This is a genomic window from Shinella lacus, from assembly GCF_010994755.1.
Lineage (GTDB): Bacteria > Pseudomonadota > Alphaproteobacteria > Rhizobiales > Rhizobiaceae > Shinella > Shinella lacus.
This window is the reverse complement of record NZ_WHSB02000028.1, coordinates 14745-33202: the sequence shown is the minus strand read 5'-3', so window position 1 is coordinate 33202 and position 18458 is coordinate 14745. Positions and strand designations below refer to the sequence as shown.

19 protein-coding genes and 3 pseudogenes are annotated in these 18458 nt (G+C 57.4%); 11 read left to right on the top strand and 11 right to left on the bottom strand.

From position 1 onward, the window contains the following. The 3 genes from GB927_RS33525 to GB927_RS33515 all read left to right on the top strand — a co-directional run. A partial coding sequence (locus GB927_RS33525) for a FadR/GntR family transcriptional regulator (protein ID WP_256121489.1) occupies positions 1 to 561 on the top strand: 561 nt, incomplete at its 5' end. A 433-nt stretch (positions 562 to 994) separates the two neighbouring features. Beyond that, positions 995 to 3163, top strand: coding sequence for an McrB family protein (locus GB927_RS33520; RefSeq protein WP_256121488.1), 2169 nt, complete (start codon positions 995 to 997; stop codon positions 3161 to 3163). Next, entirely contained in the window at positions 3150 to 4418 is a 1269-nt protein-coding gene (locus GB927_RS33515) for an McrC family protein (RefSeq protein ID WP_256121487.1), read from the top strand. Before GB927_RS33520 ends, GB927_RS33515 begins: the two co-directional genes overlap by 14 nt. Positions 4419 to 4664: 246 nt before the next feature. Here the strand turns inward: GB927_RS33515 and GB927_RS34460 are convergent. Beyond that, a pseudogene (locus tag GB927_RS34460) lies at positions 4665 to 4881 on the bottom strand (hypothetical protein); the annotation flags it as partial. A gap of 38 nt (positions 4882 to 4919) precedes the next feature. Here GB927_RS34460 and GB927_RS33510 point away from each other — a divergent pair. Beyond that, positions 4920 to 5163: pseudogene (locus tag GB927_RS33510) on the top strand (DNA polymerase IV); the annotation flags it as partial. Here the strand turns inward: GB927_RS33510 and GB927_RS33505 are convergent. The 8 genes from GB927_RS33505 to GB927_RS33470 form a co-directional block, all read right to left on the bottom strand. Beyond that, a complete protein-coding gene (locus GB927_RS33505) occupies positions 5164 to 6393 on the bottom strand; it encodes a nucleotidyltransferase family protein (RefSeq protein WP_256121486.1) in 1230 nt (409 codons plus the stop codon). Positions 6394 to 6702: 309 nt separating this feature from the next. Continuing rightward, complete coding sequence (locus GB927_RS33500) at positions 6703 to 6996, bottom strand: type II toxin-antitoxin system RelE/ParE family toxin (protein ID WP_256121484.1); 294 nt, start codon at positions 6994 to 6996, stop codon at positions 6703 to 6705. Further along, positions 6996 to 7250 (bottom strand): type II toxin-antitoxin system ParD family antitoxin, encoded by a 255-nt coding sequence (locus tag GB927_RS33495; protein ID WP_256121485.1) that lies wholly within the window; start codon positions 7248 to 7250, stop codon positions 6996 to 6998. Before GB927_RS33495 ends, GB927_RS33500 begins: the two co-directional genes overlap by 1 nt. Positions 7251 to 7378: 128 nt before the next feature. Then, positions 7379 to 7672 carry a type II toxin-antitoxin system RelE/ParE family toxin gene (locus tag GB927_RS33490; protein ID WP_256121484.1) on the bottom strand — a complete coding sequence of 98 codons (294 nt, stop codon included), beginning with the start codon at positions 7670 to 7672 and terminating at the stop codon, positions 7379 to 7381. Further along, positions 7672 to 7926, bottom strand: coding sequence for a type II toxin-antitoxin system ParD family antitoxin (locus GB927_RS33485; protein ID WP_256121483.1), 255 nt, complete (start codon positions 7924 to 7926; stop codon positions 7672 to 7674). The genes GB927_RS33490 and GB927_RS33485 overlap by 1 nt, the downstream gene beginning before the upstream one ends. 283 nt (positions 7927 to 8209) lie before the next feature. Then, positions 8210 to 8440, bottom strand: a complete 231-nt coding sequence (locus tag GB927_RS33480; protein ID WP_256121482.1) for a hypothetical protein — start codon at positions 8438 to 8440, stop codon at positions 8210 to 8212. Between the two features lie 22 nt (positions 8441 to 8462). Beyond that, positions 8463 to 9146 (bottom strand): GntR family transcriptional regulator, encoded by a 684-nt coding sequence (locus GB927_RS33475; protein WP_256121481.1) that lies wholly within the window; start codon positions 9144 to 9146, stop codon positions 8463 to 8465. Next, a complete protein-coding gene (locus GB927_RS33470; protein ID WP_256121480.1) occupies positions 9143 to 9826 on the bottom strand; it encodes a GntR family transcriptional regulator in 684 nt (227 codons plus the stop codon). Before GB927_RS33470 ends, GB927_RS33475 begins: the two co-directional genes overlap by 4 nt. 199 nt (positions 9827 to 10025) lie before the next feature. On the opposite strand from GB927_RS33470, the gene dctP reads away from it, so the two are divergent. The 6 genes from dctP (at position 10026) to GB927_RS33440 (ending at position 16151) form a co-directional block, all read left to right on the top strand. After that, positions 10026 to 11018: a TRAP transporter substrate-binding protein DctP gene (gene dctP / locus GB927_RS33465; protein WP_256121491.1), complete on the top strand. Its 993-nt coding sequence runs from the start codon at positions 10026 to 10028 to the stop codon at positions 11016 to 11018. 63 nt (positions 11019 to 11081) lie between these two features. Continuing rightward, positions 11082 to 11594 (top strand): TRAP transporter small permease, encoded by a 513-nt coding sequence (locus GB927_RS33460; RefSeq protein ID WP_256121479.1) that lies wholly within the window; start codon positions 11082 to 11084, stop codon positions 11592 to 11594. After that, on the top strand, positions 11591 to 12892 hold the full coding sequence (locus tag GB927_RS33455; RefSeq protein ID WP_256121478.1) for a TRAP transporter large permease: 1302 nt from the start codon (positions 11591 to 11593) through the stop codon (positions 12890 to 12892). The genes GB927_RS33460 and GB927_RS33455 overlap by 4 nt, the downstream gene beginning before the upstream one ends. Positions 12893 to 12909: 17 nt before the next feature. Then, complete coding sequence (locus GB927_RS33450) at positions 12910 to 13344, top strand: type II 3-dehydroquinate dehydratase (protein WP_256121477.1); 435 nt, start codon at positions 12910 to 12912, stop codon at positions 13342 to 13344. Between the two features lie 7 nt (positions 13345 to 13351). Beyond that, positions 13352 to 14218 (top strand): shikimate dehydrogenase, encoded by an 867-nt coding sequence (locus GB927_RS33445; RefSeq protein WP_256121475.1) that lies wholly within the window; start codon positions 13352 to 13354, stop codon positions 14216 to 14218. A gap of 25 nt (positions 14219 to 14243) precedes the next feature. Further along, positions 14244 to 16151 (top strand): bifunctional sugar phosphate isomerase/epimerase/4-hydroxyphenylpyruvate dioxygenase family protein, encoded by a 1908-nt coding sequence (locus tag GB927_RS33440; protein ID WP_256121474.1) that lies wholly within the window; start codon positions 14244 to 14246, stop codon positions 16149 to 16151. Between the two features lie 479 nt (positions 16152 to 16630). On the opposite strand, the pseudogene GB927_RS33435 reads toward GB927_RS33440, so the two are convergent. Beyond that, a pseudogene (locus tag GB927_RS33435) lies at positions 16631 to 16849 on the bottom strand (DNA polymerase ligase N-terminal domain-containing protein); the annotation flags it as partial. A gap of 56 nt (positions 16850 to 16905) precedes the next feature. After that, a complete protein-coding gene (locus GB927_RS33430; RefSeq protein WP_256121473.1) occupies positions 16906 to 17214 on the bottom strand; it encodes a hypothetical protein in 309 nt (102 codons plus the stop codon). Positions 17215 to 17366: 152 nt separating this feature from the next. Between GB927_RS33430 and dinB the strand changes: the two genes are divergently transcribed. After that, on the top strand, positions 17367 to 18455 hold the full coding sequence (dinB, locus tag GB927_RS33425) for a DNA polymerase IV (RefSeq protein WP_256121472.1): 1089 nt from the start codon (positions 17367 to 17369) through the stop codon (positions 18453 to 18455). The last annotated feature ends 3 nt before the right edge of the window (positions 18456 to 18458 follow it).

Genomic DNA, 18458 nt, shown 5'->3' with positions numbered 1-18458 from the left:
AAGACGCTCGCAGCCAAGGGGCTCATTGTGCCGCGTGCCCGCATCGGCACGCGCGTGACCTCAAAAGACCAGTGGAACCTCTTCGACGGCGACATCCTTACGTGGCATTTCGCCGTTGGCGTGGATGGGGACTTCCTCTTGCATCTCAGTGATATCCGCGGCGGTTTCGAGCCGCATGCCGCAGCACTGGCCGCCCGTGAGGCCAGCGAGGCGGAAATAAACCAGATGATGCACCTTGCAGTAGCTATGGGCGATCCGGATCATACCCCGGAAACGCTGGCGCTCGCCGATCTGCACTTCCACCTTGCCGTCATGGAGGCCTCGCATAATCCATTCATGCGCACCGTGGGAAACCTTACCGAGGCGGCACTCGCTGGGGTGTTTAAGTTGAGTTCACCGGCCGCTGACCAGAGAAAGATTGGCGACGTCGCGGCCAATCACATGCGGATCGTTGAGGAAATCCGTCGCCGCGACGAGATGGGCGCTCGCCGAGCGATGGAGAACGTTATCAGTGTCGGCCGAGGGCACATTCTTTCGAGAAAGGATGATCGAGGGGATTGAAGGCTGCCAAACGCTTACTCGCTCGATTGGCACAACCTGCCATAGATACCATGACGAGACGACCGCACCCGTACCATAGCCGGCTTTCAAGACAAGGGGGTTGCCGCCATTCAACGCGATGCAACGTTGGTGGGGTTGTCCTAGCTCTTGGCTTTCAGAAGGACTGACCCATTTTTTTGACCAAAGACACAAGACACCGAATTCACGTTCGCATTTGCACCAGCCATAAGCTCTTGAAAGGATCCGAACCTACGACCCTGCTGTTGAAATTGAGCTAAGGCCCTGAAAATCCTCAATTCGAAGGTCGGCCTGTCCGCGAAGGGACCGCAATCGAGTGAAATGAGGCTGACGGCTCTTGGCGGCATGAAGATATCTAAGCGATCTTTAACCGAGGCGTCCTATGGATGTGTGCATCGACGCCTGGGGAGAAGACATGTCGCGCTACAGCCCGTTTCATTCAAATTCAGAGACCACGTTGGCGGCGGCGACGGAATGGAGAGACCGCTGCCTAAAGAGGGACGGATCGCTTTTTGGACCGGACCACCTCTGGTCCAATGAAGGGCTCGCTGAAGTTGCCGAACGCTTTAGCGGGGCGGTCGAAAGTGGCGTCGGCGGATTTTACGAGAAGTTGACGCATCAGTTTGAAGGCGCGTCTCCGAACGCCTGCAAGTTGCTGTCCGAGATCCTCTGGATTCTGTACCTCTTCCCCAACAACATGGGCCCCCACTCGAAGCGAGAAGGCATAGGCGACGTATGGGCATGGTCGGGGGCACCGCTCAAAGGTGAACAGGCTGATCGACTTCTTTCCGACGATGTCCTAAAAGGTCTCGGCTCCGGCGGACCCGGCTTTATGAACCACAGGCCTCGTGAAATGGGGTTCCTTATTCGTGCCGTGATGTCCTTCAAGTTGCTCTCATCCGAACAGCAGCTGTCGTTGCTTGATGATTCATGGGCGTTTGCGACATGGCTCGACGAGCAGCCTGACGCCGGCAGGCGGCAGCTCAAGTTGATGTTGCCGCATTTGCTCTTTCCTGAGACGTTCGAGCGATTCTCAAGCACCGGGCAAATCAGGCAGGTTCTTGAAACGCTTGGGAACCTTCCCCGTGCGACCGTTCGCCGGATGACCAAGATCGAGCGAGATCGTGAACTTGCGCGCGTGCGCCAGGAGTTGGAGGAGAGCCGGGGAGAACTGATCGACTTCTACCAGCCCGACGTCAAGGAGGTCTGGGATCCGGCTAAAGAAATCAACGATGCGCCAACCCCGACCTCCGTCAGTATCAACGACGTCGCGGGCGCCGGCGACGTTACGTCGAGCATGCCGCTCAATCAAATTCTGTATGGCCCCCCCGGAACGGGTAAGACCTTTCAAGTCGTCGATCGAGCCGTCGCAATCCTAGACCCGGCGTTTCTAGTTCGCTCGGAGGGCGATCGAGAAGGCCTAAAGGAACGTTTTGACGAACTTGTCGACGAAGGATCGATACGCTTCGTCACGTTTCATCAAAGCTTCAGTTACGAAGAATTCATCGAGGGCCTGAGGGCGGAAACGACGGAGGCGGGATCCGTCCGGTACGTGGTTCGCGACGGCATCCTGAAGTCGTTCTGTGAATTACCAATACAGCCATTCAAGCTAGGAGAGCAGTTCTCGAGCGGATATGTGGTCAGCCGATGCACTCCCGAGATTTTGTGGCTCGACAAGCCGAACGGCTCGCAACTGCCTTTTCCTTGGAAGGTGCTCGACGAGCTTGCCGAGGCGGTGCGGCGCGGCAAGCTCACCGTCCAAGACATCCGGGAGAAGAAGGTCTTCGATCTCATCCCCGATTGCCGGCTCGAGAAGTTCCTCGTTAACGGCTACAACAACATCATCCCAGTTCTCGTTGAGCGCATTCTCGAGCGCACCTCGACAAAAAACGACGTCTTACGCAAAAAGGTCCTTATCATCGACGAGATCAATCGCGGCAACATCTCGAAGATACTCGGCGAGACAATCACGCTGATCGAACCGTCAAAACGTCTCGGGGCGAAAGAAGCGTTAACGACGATCCTGCCCTACTCTAAAACGACGTTCGGCGTCCCAGTCGGGCTTCACATCATCGGCACGATGAACACCGCCGATCGCTCGCTTGCGTCTATCGACATGGCGTTACGTCGCCGCTTCGTTTTTGAGGAAATCGAGCCGCAGACAACGCAACTTGAAGGGGTTGAGATCGCGGGCGTTGATCTTGCCCAGTTGCTTTCAGTGATGAATGCACGGATCGAAGCGCTTCTAGATCGTGATCACCGCCTGGGACATGCCTATTTCCTGAACTTGCAGGCATCCGACGACATCGATCAACTCAGGGAGCTGTTTTCGCGAAGGCTCGTCCCGCTCCTGAAGGAGTACTTCTTCGACGATTGGCGGCGAATTCGCCTCGTCTTGAATGATCAGCGGAAGAACGACCCGCGGGATCAATTCGTCGTCGAGGGACCGCACGACGCGACGGCGCTCTTCGGACCCGAACAACACGGGGTCGCTATCAATGGAACCTGGCGGATCAATGCGACAGCCCTTGATAGACCCGAAGCCTACAGACAAATCATCGGCGAACAGAATGCCCACCGTTAGGGAGTTCGGCCGGCTGACCACCAGACAGAAATCTTCCTCCCTGGATTGCGCGTCGATCTCGGCGAGTGCCTTCGATTGGTTGCTGCGGTACGGGCGAGGCAATGACGATGATTTCCCGTTTGTGCAGATCGCGTCGCCCGATACGATTAGCCTTCAAAACTATGTCGGCGTGATCGAAACGCCCTGCGGCACGCGGATAGAAATCCTGCCGAAGCACGTCTCAGAGACGTCCGACGTCACCAGGATTCGCACCCTGCTTATCAAGATGATTACGGAAAGCCTCAATCTGCGCCCTCGTCGCGCGGGCAACGCAGACGTCGCGGCCTTGCATATGCCGATGACCGAGTGGTTTGCCAGCGCGTTCCTCGATGAAGCTTCGGACCTGATCAGGAGGGGCCTCCGCTCTGGCTATACCACCACCGAGACACGAGAGCCCTTTCTTCGCGGACGACTAGACGTCGCAAGACAGATCGGCGCGGCCAACGGACTTCATCAGTTCAGTGTTCAGTTGGACGAGTATTCGCTGGACCGGCCGGAAAACCGGATCTTGCGATCCGGCGTCGAACATGTCGCCCAAAATACGGTCTCCCCGGAAAATTGGCGCCAAGCGAGAGAGCTGTCGGCGCTCCTCGGCGACGTACCGGAAAGCGGAAACGTCGGCTCCGACTTCGGCAAATGGGAGCGGGGGAGGCAACTCGCGGACTATGGGCGCGTTAAGCCGCTGGCCGAACTACTGCTCGCGCATCGGCTGCCGTTTGCGACGCTCGGCGACCGGAGAGGTATGAGCATGCTGTTTCCGATGGAGCGGCTGTTTGAACGCTACGTCTTTTCTTCGATATCGGCCTCGCTCAAGCCGGGCTTCAAGTCAGTTTGGCAACCGAACCGACATCACCTCTGCTCCGTTGGCGCGGAGGAATGGTTTCGCTTGAAACCCGACATGTTGGTGCATAACGAGGCGCGGAGATGGATCATCGATGCGAAATGGAAGCGATTGAACCGCGACCGAAGCGCAAATTTTGGACTGTCACAGGCGGATTTCTATCAGCTCTTCGCGTATGGTCAGAAATACTTGCAGGGATCGGGGGATATGTTCTTGATGTATCCAGAGATCGATCAGTTTCCCGAAGTGCCGGGACCATTCGAATTTTCCCGGGATCTTCGCCTTCACGTTCTGCCGTTCGATATGCACTCGCGGACTGCGCCTGTATGGCTCAACGTTATAAATAGGGGCAGCAACGAGGAATCTCCGGCATAATTGCTCATTTCACCGAGCTATCGTTGCAATATTATAGCTTGAGCATAGAGGCTCCAGCCCCAGCTCGTTCTCCAAGCGTACGCCGGATCAGGCGAAAGCCGATTTAATCGAAACTATGACAGGGCCTCGCGATCGATATGCCCGTACTGTACCTTGTCGGCCGGCTCGGTCTGCTCGATAGCGCAGGGAGCGTATTCCATGATGTGAACCGTCTCGGAGCGTCGGCCTGTAGTTCGCCTTCGACAATCAATGAAAAATCTGCGCCTTGACCTTCAGAGTCTCGATCCGCAGATCGGGATCGTACATCCCCTGCGGGTTTTCTAGCGGGTCCGGCCTGCCGCCATGGGCGAACTCATTGCCCCGGCCGAAAGACAACCTAAACTCGTTGTTGCGATTGGCTAAGCCGGAAAGATCTCTGGAGATTGAAGAGCTGCTGAGCGACGAGATGCACGATCTCCCCTTCCGCTTAATCCTGGATTGCCATCGTCGATGCTCCCCGTAATCCGGGCAAAGATCAAGGCTGCGACGGGCTTGATTGCCTATCCAGGGATCTCCTACAACAAATTCCTCGCCGATATGGCATCCGACCTTAACAAACCGCATGGCCAGGCTGTCATCACGCCTAAGAACTGGGCAGCCTTTGTCGAGCTTGCGGTGAAGAACTCCATGGGTAGACCCGGCAACTGCAGAGAATATGCTCCGGCTTGGGATCGAGACGAGCGTCGATCTCAACGCGCAGTCGCTCTCACACCGATACGTCCCCTGTGCTGGCGCCGTCGTCACTGGCAAACGAGATGCGTAACCGGGGCCAAAGAATCCGCCACTTCTTTTGATCGATCCGCTTCTTAATAACATCGACTCGATTCGCGAAGGCGGGCGTGTTGGTCACGGTTAGTCGCAGAAGGTCATCGAATCCATAAGGAGCAATGAACTCCAGCTTCCCTGTTGGTTTCAGCCTCACTACAAAGGCTGTGGCGGTTTCAGGCCAACGGGAAATTGCATTCTCCAAAGAGGCATATGCTGCCTCACCGTTCACCAAGTTCATACGAGCTTGGTTCTTAACTGACCAATGGACATTGGGAATACGAACCAAAAGCTTCTTTTCCAAATCTTCGTCGTGTCTCTTCTCGGCGTCGAGCCCGTTAAAGTATGCCACATCCACATCATCTACCGCCGTCGGCGAGGCGTAACCGTGAAGGTAGTCCCACACGGCATTCCTGACTAAGCCACCGCCCAAATAAAGACCCTCATTGGTTTCTCTAAGGGCGATGAGTACGTCCACCATCGTCCGAGAGCCGAGCACAATCGAAGCCACAATACGTTCCTGCTGAATTGGATCAAAGAGCTGTTGCGGTCTGACTTGGAGATGAGGCTTGCGCTGCTCCTTTTTTGCGAGATCGCGTTTCGCGCGAATGAATTCCTTGTCAGAGTTCGCGGGGATGTTCTCTGCAATCGCCTCATATCGGGTGCGAACGAGTTCAATCTTTGATGGCTCATCGCTGGCCACCAGATTACCACGGGTCGTAATGGTGTCTGAAATTTCGTTTACTAGGCTAGCGAGCGATGCAACGGCCTTCTCTGACTGCGATTGCTTGTCAGGGAAGCGAAATACCAAATGCAAAGTGCCGATGAGAAACAATAGAAACATAGATAAATTAAAGAAAAGCTCCGTAACATCTATGCTAACCGGGCTAATCCACGAGGCGTATTTCTGTATCTTATCTATGCCGGAAAATCCGAAGAATAGTAGAAAAGAAGACACTACGACGGTTGCAATGTTTTGTGCTGCATTTATTTTTTGATACCGTCGCGCCTTGTTGGACATTATCTGTTTTAGTATTACCGCCTTTTTCGTATAATCTTCTATACGGCTATCTTGGCGGTCGTGCACCTCCGGCGGATGAACGGCTTGTGTAGTAATGGTCGTCCAAGAAAAAAGGGCACACACGCCCTTCTGCCGCTTCTGTTCGGTCAATTTCGGCTCCCTCACAATCAAAAGTTCCAAGCGCTATTCGATATCTCCTCGGTGACGGACTTTCTAGGCTTTGAAAAGGAGGCTCGGAAAGTTTTCAAGTGATTGGGAATATCAGTCTGATTTCGTCTCAAACCACTTTTCCCTTGCAGATCTTAGCCATCAAGTGCGCAGGTTTCATCGAAACAACTGCTTTCGATTTCCACACCAGGATTGCCCCGTCAACCGAGTCATGAATTTGTTAGGCTACTCAAGCTCTTGATGGGATACGAACTCGCGACCGGCACGTTATGAAGTCAGCGAAGGGATTGATTAGAAAGGATCCCCCACCCAATCTTCATGTCCGTGCCGAATACGGATCACGAATATGCTGCCGTCTTCAATGATGCGATACACTACAAGGTGAGCCTTGAACGGATGAATCCTGACCGGAGGAGAGATCTCATGCCGTTCGCGCGCCATTCTCGGATTGGTGGCGATGAGCTCGAACAGGGCAAAAAGCTCATCGTGATACTGTTTGGCAATTAATGCTCCGAAGACACGGACGCCTTCCTCTGCAATGGAAATAATATCTTCTTCCGCTTGGACCGAAAGGCTAAATGGCATCAAGCGCGTCCGCGGCTGATCTCGGCTCGAGCGGTGGCTGCAGCAAACAACTCCTCCCCTGAACGACTCCCAACTCCGCTACTAATCCCGTCATCGACAAATCGCTGCATCTCAGCAATCTTATCCGTACGGGCTTGGTCTCTGCGGATCAGGTCTCTGACATAGTCGCTTGCATTCGAGTATCGACCCGTCTTTGCCTGTGCTTCGACCCAATCCTTCATGGGGTCCGGCAGGGATACATTCATCGTCGCCATTTGAGTCTCCTTGATACTGCAAGATACCGATTAATGGCAAAGTTTGTCAAACTGACGATGATGTCACAATCGCCTTGATGGGATACGAACTCGCGACCGGCACGTTATGAAGTCAGCGAAGGGATTGATTAGAAAGGATCCCCCACCCAATCTTCATGTCCGTGCCGAATACGGATCACGAATATGCTGCCGTCTTCAATGATGCGATACACTACAAGGTGAGCCTTGAACGGATGAATCCTGACCGGAGGAGAGATCTCATGCCGTTCGCGCGCCATTCTCGGATTGGTGGCGATAAGCTCGAACAGGGCAAAAAGCTCATCGTGATACTGTTTGGCAATTAATGCTCCGAAGACACGGACGCCTTCCTCTGCAATGGAAATAATATCTTCTTCCGCTTGGACCGAAAGGCTAAATGGCATCAAGCGCGTCCGCGGCTAATCTCGGCTCGAGCGGTGGCTGCAGCAAACAACTCCTCCCCTGAACGACTCCCAACTCCGCTACTAATCCCGTCATCGACAAATCGCTGCATCTCAGCAATCTTATCCGTACGGGCTTGGTCTCTGCGGATCAGGTCTCTGACATAATCGCTTGCATTCGAGTATCGACCCGTCTTTGCCTGTGCTTCGACCCAATCCTTCATGGGGTCCGGCAGGGATACATTCATCATCGCCATTTGAGTCTCCTTGATACTCCAAGATACCGATTAATGGCAAAGTTTGTCAAACTGACGATGATGTCACAATTGCCTTGAAAGGGATCTGAACCGCTAACCCTGTTCAACTCATGGCGAATACTGACGCATTCGCTTCCACTTAAAAGCGGGGTGGTGGAGAGTGAGATGAGCTAACGTTGCCGAACGCAAGGAGCACCTCAGTGAAATCCGATCCCAGCCACGATAATCTGCCCCGAGCACAAGAGCACCAACTGCGCCGATCGCAGCTACCGCGGGGCGACAATCATTCTCGCCAAGCAACAACGTTCATCAGCGAGGAACTGATGACCAAGTTCGACACGATCGCAGCGCCCGGCGCGATGACCAGCGCTGGACGAGCAGCACATTCAGACGCGCTCAATTTCGCCGAAGGGTCATTATCCTTAGCACAGCCGTATCGGCCGGAGCGGTGCACCCGGCGCGCCGTCAGCCGACCAGCGTTGGTCAAACCTTGCTCGGCGAAGACGGCCTGCATTGACGGCATTGCTCTAGACCCTTTATCTCGCCCCGTTGTTCAACGGGCCGACTGACAGAGCATGTTCGACGCCGGCATTGATGTGATAGCGCAGCAGTTGTATCGCGGTTTCTACATCACGGTTCAGTGCGGCCTCCTTCAAGGCGCGGTGTTCTGGGCGCGAGGCCGAGGGGCGAAAGGCCAGCGCGATCATCTGGTAGCGCAGATACTTGTCGAAAATATCGGCGTGGGTCTGCATCAGCACGCGTGAGCCGCAGGCCGAAATCAACATCTGATGAAATGACCAGTCGCTGCGGCGCCAGGCGTTGATATCCGAGGTATCGCCAGCCTCCAGCCGCTCCTCATGACTGTCCAGCTTATGATGCGCGGCGATAACGCCCGCCTCCCAGTCGAGGGTACCTGCCTCGAACGAGCGGGCAAGAGCGTGCTCCTCGAGCAGCAACCTCAACGCGGCAATCTCGCGCAGGCCGGCTTCGGAGATCGGAGCAACCTCGAAACCACGCTGTCCTTCGGCACGCACGAAACCATCGGCGGCGAGCCGGCTCAACGCCTCGCGCAACGTGCTCGTGCCGGCGTTGTAGCCATCGCGCAAACCCTCGAGCTTCAGTTTTTGCCCTGGCTTTAGCCGCCCCATGATGATATCTGCGCGGAGACTTTGATACACTGTCTCGCCAAAGGGCTGCCCGGCATCCGACATGTCGTTCATCGACCGCCCTCCGCCAGCAAACCATGTTCGACGGTGTAATCGATGCAGGCACCGATATGGCGCGTCAACAGCCCCTGGGCGCGGGGGATATCGCGCTTGAGTCCACACTCCAGCAATTCGTGATGTTCTTCGGCCGCGACCGAACCGCGGAACATGACCAGCAGGACCTGGTATCTCAGGAACCGGTCGAAAATCCGGTCGTGCGTGGCCAGTAGCTCCTGCGAACCGCAGGCGGCGATCAACGCGACATGGAATTCGCGATCGTAACGCTTCCAGACCTCCGAGACCGTACGGTCGCCCGCGAGCATCTTCTCTTCCATCCGCGACAGCTTGTGGTGCGCGGCCACCACGCCCGCCTCCCATTCGATGTCTCCGGCCGCAAAGGAGGCCTCGACCGCATGACATTCGAGCAGGATGCGCATGTCCGAGATTTCTCGAAGATCACGGGCCGAGATCGGCGCGACCTCGAAGCCTTTCTGCGTTTCGAAGCGGATCAATCCCTCGGAGACGAGCCGCAACAACACTTCGCGCAGGGTGGCAACGCTCACGGCATAATGGCCACGCAGTTGTTCCAGGCGCAGCTTTCTCTCCGGCTCCAGCCGGCCGAAGATAATGTCGCTCCGAAGCCGGTGATAGATCTGGTCCCCGACCGTGTCGGGCAGTGACAATGCGATGGTCATAAAAGTCTCTCCCAAAACGCATTTGAGCCGAACCTCCGGGTCTGCGCAAGATGTCTGCTCAATTACAAATCATATGTTAAAATGAAAAATATCATATGAATACAGAATCCGTGGTTGATTTCGAATTTGCCAGATGGCAGTCTCGCTTTTGGAGGGGCGGCAAGGAGGAATGCCGTCATCATCAATGGGAGGAGAAATTATGGCTGCCAGACTTACCCGGCGCAGTGTCGTCGCTCTCGGTTCCGCCGCATTGGCCGCGCCGTTCCTGTCGCGCTTCGCGCACGCCCAGGAGCCGTTGCATATCCGGTTCTCGGCCGTCTTCTCGGAGCAGGACATCCGTGCCGAGATGATGAAGAAATTTGTCGAAGGCATCGGCTCCGGCTTCCGATACGAAGGCTTTTACGGGGGCGTCCTGTTCAAGCAGGGCACCGAACTCGTCGCGCTCCAGCGCGGCAATCTCGAAATGGGCAATATCGCGCCGCAGGACGTCTCCAATCAGGTACCCGCCTGGTCGATCCTGACGTCCGGCTACCTGTTCCGGGACTCGGCGCACATGACCAATTTCTTCGCGAGCGATGCTGGTGCCGAGATGAAGAAAATGGCCGAGGACCAGCTCGGCATCAAGATTCTCGGACCAACCTTCTATGGCACCCGGCAGGTCGGTCTCAACACGACAAAGAAGGTGAGCGTTCCCGCCGATCTCGCTGGCGTCAAGCTGCGCATGCCGGGCGGTGAAGCCTGGCAGTTCCTGGGTACCGCGCTCGGCGCGAACCCGACGCCGATGGCCTATGCCGAAGTCTATACCGGCCTCCAGACCGGCGCGATCGACGGTCAGGACAATCCGCTGCCCAACGTCCAGAACATGAAGTTCTTCGAGGTGATGAAGCAGGTCGTGCTGACCTCTCACCTTGTCGCCTTCGATCTGCTGACGTTGTCGAAGAAGGTCTGGGATGGCCTTTCCCCGGAGCAGCAGAAAACGGTGCAAGCCGCCGCCGACGCGGCGATCGAGTGGAGCACCGCCGAGCACGTCAAGAAAGAAGAGGCACTGGCCGCCGAGTTCAAGGAAAAGGGCTTGGACGTCTACGCGCCTGATATCGAAGCCTTCCGCGTCCATGTCCAGAAGGCCTATGCCGAATCCGCGCTCGCCAAGGACTGGCCGGCAGGCATGGCCGAGCGCATCGCCGCGCTTTGATCTCATGCTGCGGCTCGCGACAAACGCGGGCCGTATCCCTATCCGTCGGCCTCGGGAAAGCCCATGACACATTCCAGACTTTTCGATTGGCTGAGGCGGCGCGCGGAAGACGTGTCGGTGTTGCTGCTGCTTGCCATGTTCATCGTCTTCATGATCCAGATCGTGTCACGCTACGTTCTCAACCTGCCGATCGGTTGGACGCATGAGATCAGCGTCGTGCTCTGGATCTGGCTTGTGCTGTTCGGGGCATCCTTCATCGTGCGTGATTCCGAAGAAATGCGCTTCGACTTGGTCTACGCATCAGTCGGAGAACGGGCGCGAAGGATCATGGCTTTGATCACCGCGGTGATCCTCGTCGCCCTCTTCGCGCTTGGCCTGCCCGCTGCCTTTGACTATGTCACCTTCATGAAGGTGGAGAAGACTGCCTATCTCGGCATTCGCTTCGACTGGCTCTATTCGATCTACATCGTCTTCGCCGTCGCCCTGATCGTCCGCCATCTCTGGATCGGCTGGACTTCCGTCTTCGGCAAGGCGCCGGAGGCCTACGATCCCACCAAGGCGAGTTCCGGCGTATGAATTTCACCAGTCCATTTTCGATCGCCATCGTTGTGATCACAGCACTCGCGCTGCTTGGAATGCCGATTGGTCTGTCCATGATCTGCGGCTCCATCCTCTATCTCTGGATGGCCGGCATGGATATGGGTACGGTCGCCGAGCAGTTCCTCAATGGCATGTATTCCAATTACATCATTCTCGCCGTGCCGCTCTTCATATTTGCCGCGGAGATCATGAATTCCGGCTCGATGACGGAACGGCTCCTGCGCTTCTGCAATGTTCTGGTTGGGCGTTTTCGTGGCGGTCTTGCCCAGGTCAACGTCATCCAGAGTCTGATCTTCGCCGGCATGTCCGGATCGGCCATCGCCGATGCCGCCGGCTCCGGCCGGATGATGCAGAACATGATGACGCGCGAGAACCGCTACACGCCGAGCTATGCGGCGGCGCTCACTGCGGTTACGGCCGTCATCGGCCCAATCCTGCCCCCCTCTATCCCGATGGTGATCTACGCACTCGTCTCCGATGCATCGATCGGCTACCTCTTCCTCGGTGGCGTCGTGCCAGGTCTGATCATGACGGCGATGCAGATGCTGCAGGTGGGCTGGGACGCGCGGCGGAAGAATTTCCCTGTGGAAGAGCCGGTGCCGCTGAAGGATGTTCCACGCATCACGTGGCAGGCCTTTCCGACACTACTGATGCCCGTCATCCTTCTTGGCTGCATCTATTCCGGCGTCACGACGCCCACCGAAGCCGCCGCACTCGCCGCAGCCTACGCAGTCATCGTCTCGACGGTCATCTACCGCAGCCTGACATTGCGCGAGGGCTACAATGCCGTACTGGTCAGCGCCAAGACTTCGGCCTCGATCGGCATGATGATCGGCGGCGCGCTGGTGTTCAACTATGTCGTCACGATCGAGAATCTTCCGGAATCGCTACGCGCGATCCTGACAAGCTGGGACCTCAACTGGTGGCAGTTCCTGCTGCTGGTCAATGCCATCCTGCTGCTGCTCGGTTGCGTGCTCGAAGGCACGGCAGTGCTTCTGATCATCGTGCCGGTGTTCATCCCGACGGCACAGGCGCTCGGCATCGATCTCGTCCATTTCGGCGTGGTCGTGGTCGTCAACATCATGCTCGGGCTGGTGACCCCACCCTATGGCCTGTTGCTTTTCATCATGACCAACATTTCCGGCTCGCCAATGCGCAGCATCATCCGCGATTGCATGCCCTTCCTTGCATGGATGGTGCTGTGTCTCGCGCTCATCACCTTCTTCCCCGAACTCGTGCTGTGGCTGCCGCGCATGGCCGGTTATGGCGGCTGACGGAACGGAGAGCAATCATGACCATCTATATTCTCAACGGCCCCAACCTCAACCGCCTCGGCAAACGAGAGCCCGACATCTATGGCTCGACCACGCTCGCCGAGATCGAGATCTGGAGCCGGCAGGCCGCTGGCGATCACCCGATAGAATTCCGTCAGTCCAACGCCGAATACCAGCTCGTCGACTGGATCCACGAAGCGATTGATGTTTCCGCCGCCGGTATCATCATCAATCCCGCCGGCCTCAGCTTCAACTCGATCCCGGTCCTCGACGCATTGAAGATGTTTCCGCGCCCAATCATCGAGCTTCACATTTCCAATATCCACCGCCGCGAAGACATCTATCAGAAGTCTCTGATGTCGCGTGCCGCAACCGCAGTCATCGCCGGTCTCGGCGCCAAGGGATATCCCATCGCCGTGCGAGCTTTGCTCGACATGGTGAAATCGAGGTGACCGGCCGATGTCGCAGCCGCGCGAGATAAGAGTCGGGTTGATCGGCACCGGGATCGGGCAGTCGAAATCTCCCATGCTGCACGAAACGGAAGCAGCCTCGCAGGGTCTTGAACTCTCCTACGAGCTTATCGGTCTCGATGCACGAGGTCTTGCACCATCTGCACTGCCCACCCTGCTCGCGGAGGCGGAAGCCGCGGGTTTCGATGGCATCAACATCACTCATCCTTGTAAGCAGCGCGTCATCCCGCTGCTCGACGATCTTTCCGAGGACGCCCGCCAGCTCGGCGCCGTCAACACGGTTGTCTTCAGGGAGGGGCGACGGACAGGTCACAACACGGACTGGTCTGGCTTCATGGAGAGCTTTCGTCGCGGCCTGCCCGACGCCGCCATCGACACCGTGCTGCAACTCGGCGCTGGTGGCGCGGGTGCGGCCGTTGCGCATGCAGCGCTCCGCATGGGTGTCGACAGACTGTTGCTGAGTGATGTCAACGTCCCCCAAGCCAAGGCGCTGGCGCAATCCCTAAACCGCCGTGCTGATCGCGATTTCGCGATCGTGACGACGGATCTCGCCGAGGCAGCGGCCAAAGCGGATGGCCTGATCAATGCGACGCCAATCGGCATGGACGCGCATCCCGGTCTTCCACTCGACCCGACGCTGCTGGCCAACCAACACTGGGTCGCGGATATCGTCTATTTCCCGATCGAAACCGCCCTGCTGTCGCTGGCGCGGTCGCGCGGCTGCCGCGTGCTCGACGGCGGCGGCATGGCGGTGTTCCAGGCGGCCGGGGCATTCCGGCTGTTCACCGGCCGCGAGCCGGATGTCGAGCGCATGCTCGCCACATTCCGCGCAGCGCTCGCGGCAGAGGTGCCATAGCAACCAATCTTCGAAGGAGGGCCAGATGAAGACGTCGATTGCAACCGTTTCGATCAGCGGCGCACTGGACGAGAAACTTGCCGCCATCGCGGCGGCGGGTTTCGACGGCGTCGAGATTTTCGAGAACGACCTGCTCGTCTACGACGCCAGTCCACGCGACGTCGGAGGGATGGTGCGCGACCAGGGCCTACACATCACCCTCTTCCAGCCATTCCGCGATTTCGAGGGTATGCCCAATACGCAACGCGACCGGGCTTTCGATCGAGCCGAACGCAAGTTCGATGTCATGCAGGAACTCGGCGCCGATCTCGTTCTGGTCTGCTCGAATGTCTCCCCGGCGTCCCTGGGAGGCATTGATCGCGCGGCTGCGGATTTCCATGAACTGGGGGAACGTGCCGCAAAACGGGGACTGCGCATCGGCTACGAGGCACTGGCCTGGGGACGATACGTAAACGATCATCGAGACGCCTGGGAGGTGGTTCGCCGCGCCGACCACGCCAATGTCGGCCTGATCCTCGACAGTTTTCACACCCTGGCACGCAAGATCGATGTCGGTTCGATCCGTTCCATCCCGCGTGACAAGATCTTCTTCGTGCAGCTTGCAGATGCGCCGTTGATCGACATGGACGTGCTCTACTGGAGCCGGCATTATCGCAACATGCCGGGCGAAGGTGACCTTCCCGTCACGGATTTCACACGCTCGGTGGCCGCCACCGGGTATGACGGGTATTTCTCGCTGGAGATCTTCAACGACCAGTTCCGTGCCGGCTCGCCACGTCAGATCGCGCAGGATGGCTACCGGTCCCTGATCCATCTTGGAGATCAGGTTCGTCGCCGTGAGCCGGATGCCCGCATCCCGCTGCCCGACATGCCGGATCGCATGGCCGTGGGCAAGGTCGCTTTTATCGAATTTGTCACGGATGGCGACGAGAAGGGTGAGATCCTCGGGCTTCTCGCATCCATGGGGTTTGTTCCGACCGCCCGCCATCGCAGCAAGTCCGTGACAGTCTACCAGCAGGGCGAGATCCGCATCGTCGTGAATACCGAGACGGCTGGCTATGCCGGCGCATCCTATAATTTCCACGGTACGACAGCCTATGCCATAGGGCTTCAGGTATCGGACGCGGTAGGCGCGCTTGCGCGTGCGCTCGGCCTTGGTGCCGGCGCCTTCACGCAATCTCCCGGTCCGGGCGAAACGGCGATGCCGGCAATCTATGGTCCCGGCGGCAGCGTCATTTATTTTCTTGACGCAAGCCCTTCGCTGTCGCGGATCTGGCAGACGGAATTCGAACCCATCAAGCCTGCCCACACTGACGCCCCGGCCGGGCTCCTCGGCATCGACCACATCGCCCAGACTGTAGAATACGGAGAACTGCCTACGGCCGTGTTGTTCTACACGTCCCTTCTCGCGATCGAGAAAACCCCGGTTTTCGATGTGATCGACCCGGCCGGCATGGTTCGCAGCCAGGTGGTTGCCGACCCTTCAGGCGGCCTTCGCATCACCCTGAACGGTGCCGAAAACCGCCGCACCCTGGCCGGCCATTTCATCGCCGAGAATTTCGGTCCCGCCATCCAGCATATCGCTTTCCAGACAGCGGACATCTTCGCGACGGCCAACGCCTTGACCAAGAACGGCTTCAGAAGCCTGAAAATCAGCCGCAACTATTACGACGATGTCGAGGCTCGCTTCGGCCTCGATGCCGAATTCACCGATAGTCTCCGAGCGTCTGACATCCTCTATGACCGTGACGAGCACGGCGAGTATCTCCAGCTCTACAGTTCTGTATATGGCGAGGGCTTTTTCTTCGAGATCGTCGAACGGCGCGGTTATCGCGGCTATGGCGCCGCCAATGCGATCTTTCGCATTGCTGCCCAAAAGCGGCAAATCAGGCCGGACGGTGTGCCGGGCATAACGAAGATAGATCGAGAATAAATATTCGGACCTGATGGTGATTTGCAGGTCGTGGCCCAATTCTGCGCCACACTCAAGTCATCTGCACGGAAGCCTCGGTTAAAGCCAATTTGAATAATCGACACGATCTCGACGAAATGCGATCCAAGTACTCGAAATATATCCGCTGCGAGTTCCAACGATTGGTCTTGAAGGGATCAGAACTTCCGACCCTGCGTTTCCATCGAGCTAAGGCGCTGAAAATGCTTATCTATGAAGGTCGTTCTCGTCCGGAGAACGGCCAATTGGGGCCGAAGGGGACGGTTTGGTTTCGGAACGAAATAATGGAAAGACGGATTTACCCCTTGGGTTGCGTGCCGACAATAGCTTCCATAGTCGCCCACCCAATGGAGATGTGAGCAAAATGCAGGCACTCTTCGACAGCATCCCGCTCTGCAAGAATGGTACAGATGGCTTCTAGCGCGTCCCAGTCGTGCAGCCCGAGAATCTCGAAAGCTTCGTCTTTTGTCGTGTGGATCGGGCGAAGGCCCTTTCGTCACCGCCCAGGATTTGAAGACGCCGTCGAGTTCGAGCCGGAGATCGTAGTGCAACCGCGTCGCGTCGTGCTTCTGGATGACGAACCGCCGGCGATTCGACGCCTTGACGGAAGCCTCGCCACTCGGCTCGGCCGTCTTCTTGAAATCGCGCTTGGAACGGTATGTCGAAAGAGTGTCGACCATTGGCTTGTCACCCTACGCACACAATACTGGGTCGGCTGAGTGCCGAACAGAAATACTCAGCGGCCAGACACGCGTATCGCGCCCGCCTCACCCAGGCTGCGCTGAACGGCAGCGATCTGGCTTACGGCGATATCGGCAGAGACTTCGATTTCGCCTGCGAGCTTGGCATCGCTGCGAGCTCCTTCCTCATGGGAGGCATCACCGCCGGAGGGTGAAATTCCGGCGCTATTCTCGGATTTTGCTGACTGAACGAAAATGTCCGGCCGCGAAACCCCACACTGCTGGACCAGGTGTTCGACCGCAAGATCGGCGGCTTCTCGTGTTTCGAACGTGGCGCGGATGGTGATCGTGCTGTCGTCGGCCATGGCCTGTCTCCCGTGTTGCTTCCTTACCCCACAAACGTCGGGAACCGTCGGTAGTTTCGCGGCTGATCGAAGACTCTTTGAACTGGAGTTGGATTCTTGCCGCTCCACTGGTATGTTCTGTTTTTGTTCGATCCAGCTGAAGGTCTTCTGCCATGAACCTCATGGTCTCGGCTCCCGTCCGCAAAATCCTCCATGTGGACATGGACGCCTTTTATGCGTCGGTCGAGCAGCGCGATAACCCGGAACTTCGCGGGCCACCGCTCGCCGTCGGCGGTTCGGCGGCACGCGGTGTCGTTTCGGCGGCGCGAAAGTTCGGCGTCCATTCCGCCATGCCGTCAGTCACGGCCGCCCGCAAATGCCCCGGCCTGATCTTCGTGTCGCCGCGGTTCGACGTCTACAAGGCGGTCTCACAGCAGATCCGTGAGATTTTCGCGGAATACACGCCGCTGATCGAACCGCTGTCCCTTGATGAAGCCAATCTGGACGTCACCGAAGACCTGAAAGGCATGGAAATCGCAACCGAGATCGCCTTGGAAATCAGGGCAAAGATCAAACAGGTGACCGGGCTCAATGCATCCGCCGGAATTTCCTATAACAAGTTCCTCGCCAAGATGGCGAGCGACCTGAACAAGCCCAATGGCCAGGCGGTGATTACGCGGCCGAAAGGACCGGCATTGGTGGAAGCCTTGCCCGTCAAGAAATTCCATGGTGTCGGACCTGCGACAGCCGAGCGCATGAAGAAACACGGGATCGAGACGGGCGCCGACCTGAAGTCGAAGTCGCTGGAGTTTCTGACCGAGCACTTCGGTAAGTCCGGCCCCTACTGCAATGGCATTGCCCGCGGCATTGACGACCGGCTGGTGCGGCCAGACCGCATCCGCAAGTCCGTCGGGGCGGAAGACACGTTCGCAGAAGATATCGATGATCTCGACCGTGCCAGGGCGGAGTCGAGAGCTCTGACGGAAAAGGTCTGGCGGTTTTGCGCAACGCACGGCATCAGCGGGAAGACGGTCACCGTCAAAGTGAAATATTCCGACTTTACGCAAGTAACCCGTAGCCGAACGGCTGCGCGGTCGTATCGGGGCGTCTTTGATATTCTGGACGCCGCTGAGACATTGCTTGCGACCGTTCATCCTTTCAAACTGCCGGTCAGGTTGCTCGGCGTCACCTTGTCGTCACTCAGCAACGACAGCGGCCGCGATGAGGAACAACCGCAGTTCGGGTTCGATTTTGTGAGGTGAGCA

What these genes read in the sequence shown, in the direction of transcription:
- GB927_RS33495 (WP_256121485.1), bottom strand. Translation starts at nt 7,250, where the DNA reads ATGGCGACGATGAATGTATCCCTGCCGGACCCCATGAAGGATTGGGTC.
- GB927_RS33445 (WP_256121475.1), top strand. Translation starts at nt 13,352, where the DNA reads ATGTCGCAGCCGCGCGAGATAAGAGTCGGGTTGATCGGCACCGGGATC.
- GB927_RS33485 (WP_256121483.1), bottom strand. Translation starts at nt 7,926, where the DNA reads ATGGCGATGATGAATGTATCCCTGCCGGACCCCATGAAGGATTGGGTC.
- GB927_RS33515 (WP_256121487.1), top strand. Translation starts at nt 3,150, where the DNA reads ATGCCCACCGTTAGGGAGTTCGGCCGGCTGACCACCAGACAGAAATCT.
- dctP (WP_256121491.1), top strand. Translation starts at nt 10,026, where the DNA reads ATGGCTGCCAGACTTACCCGGCGCAGTGTCGTCGCTCTCGGTTCCGCC.
- GB927_RS33460 (WP_256121479.1), top strand. Translation starts at nt 11,082, where the DNA reads ATGACACATTCCAGACTTTTCGATTGGCTGAGGCGGCGCGCGGAAGAC.
- GB927_RS33440 (WP_256121474.1), top strand. Translation starts at nt 14,244, where the DNA reads ATGAAGACGTCGATTGCAACCGTTTCGATCAGCGGCGCACTGGACGAG.
- GB927_RS33480 (WP_256121482.1), bottom strand. Translation starts at nt 8,440, where the DNA reads ATGCAGGCCGTCTTCGCCGAGCAAGGTTTGACCAACGCTGGTCGGCTG.
- GB927_RS33450 (WP_256121477.1), top strand. Translation starts at nt 12,910, where the DNA reads ATGACCATCTATATTCTCAACGGCCCCAACCTCAACCGCCTCGGCAAA.
- GB927_RS33475 (WP_256121481.1), bottom strand. Translation starts at nt 9,146, where the DNA reads ATGAACGACATGTCGGATGCCGGGCAGCCCTTTGGCGAGACAGTGTAT.
- GB927_RS33430 (WP_256121473.1), bottom strand. Translation starts at nt 17,214, where the DNA reads ATGGCCGACGACAGCACGATCACCATCCGCGCCACGTTCGAAACACGA.
- GB927_RS33470 (WP_256121480.1), bottom strand. Translation starts at nt 9,826, where the DNA reads ATGACCATCGCATTGTCACTGCCCGACACGGTCGGGGACCAGATCTAT.
- GB927_RS33490 (WP_256121484.1), bottom strand. Translation starts at nt 7,672, where the DNA reads ATGCCATTTAGCCTTTCGGTCCAAGCGGAAGAAGATATTATTTCCATT.
- dinB (WP_256121472.1), top strand. Translation starts at nt 17,367, where the DNA reads ATGAACCTCATGGTCTCGGCTCCCGTCCGCAAAATCCTCCATGTGGAC.
- GB927_RS33455 (WP_256121478.1), top strand. Translation starts at nt 11,591, where the DNA reads ATGAATTTCACCAGTCCATTTTCGATCGCCATCGTTGTGATCACAGCA.
- GB927_RS33520 (WP_256121488.1), top strand. Translation starts at nt 995, where the DNA reads ATGTCGCGCTACAGCCCGTTTCATTCAAATTCAGAGACCACGTTGGCG.
- GB927_RS33500 (WP_256121484.1), bottom strand. Translation starts at nt 6,996, where the DNA reads ATGCCATTTAGCCTTTCGGTCCAAGCGGAAGAAGATATTATTTCCATT.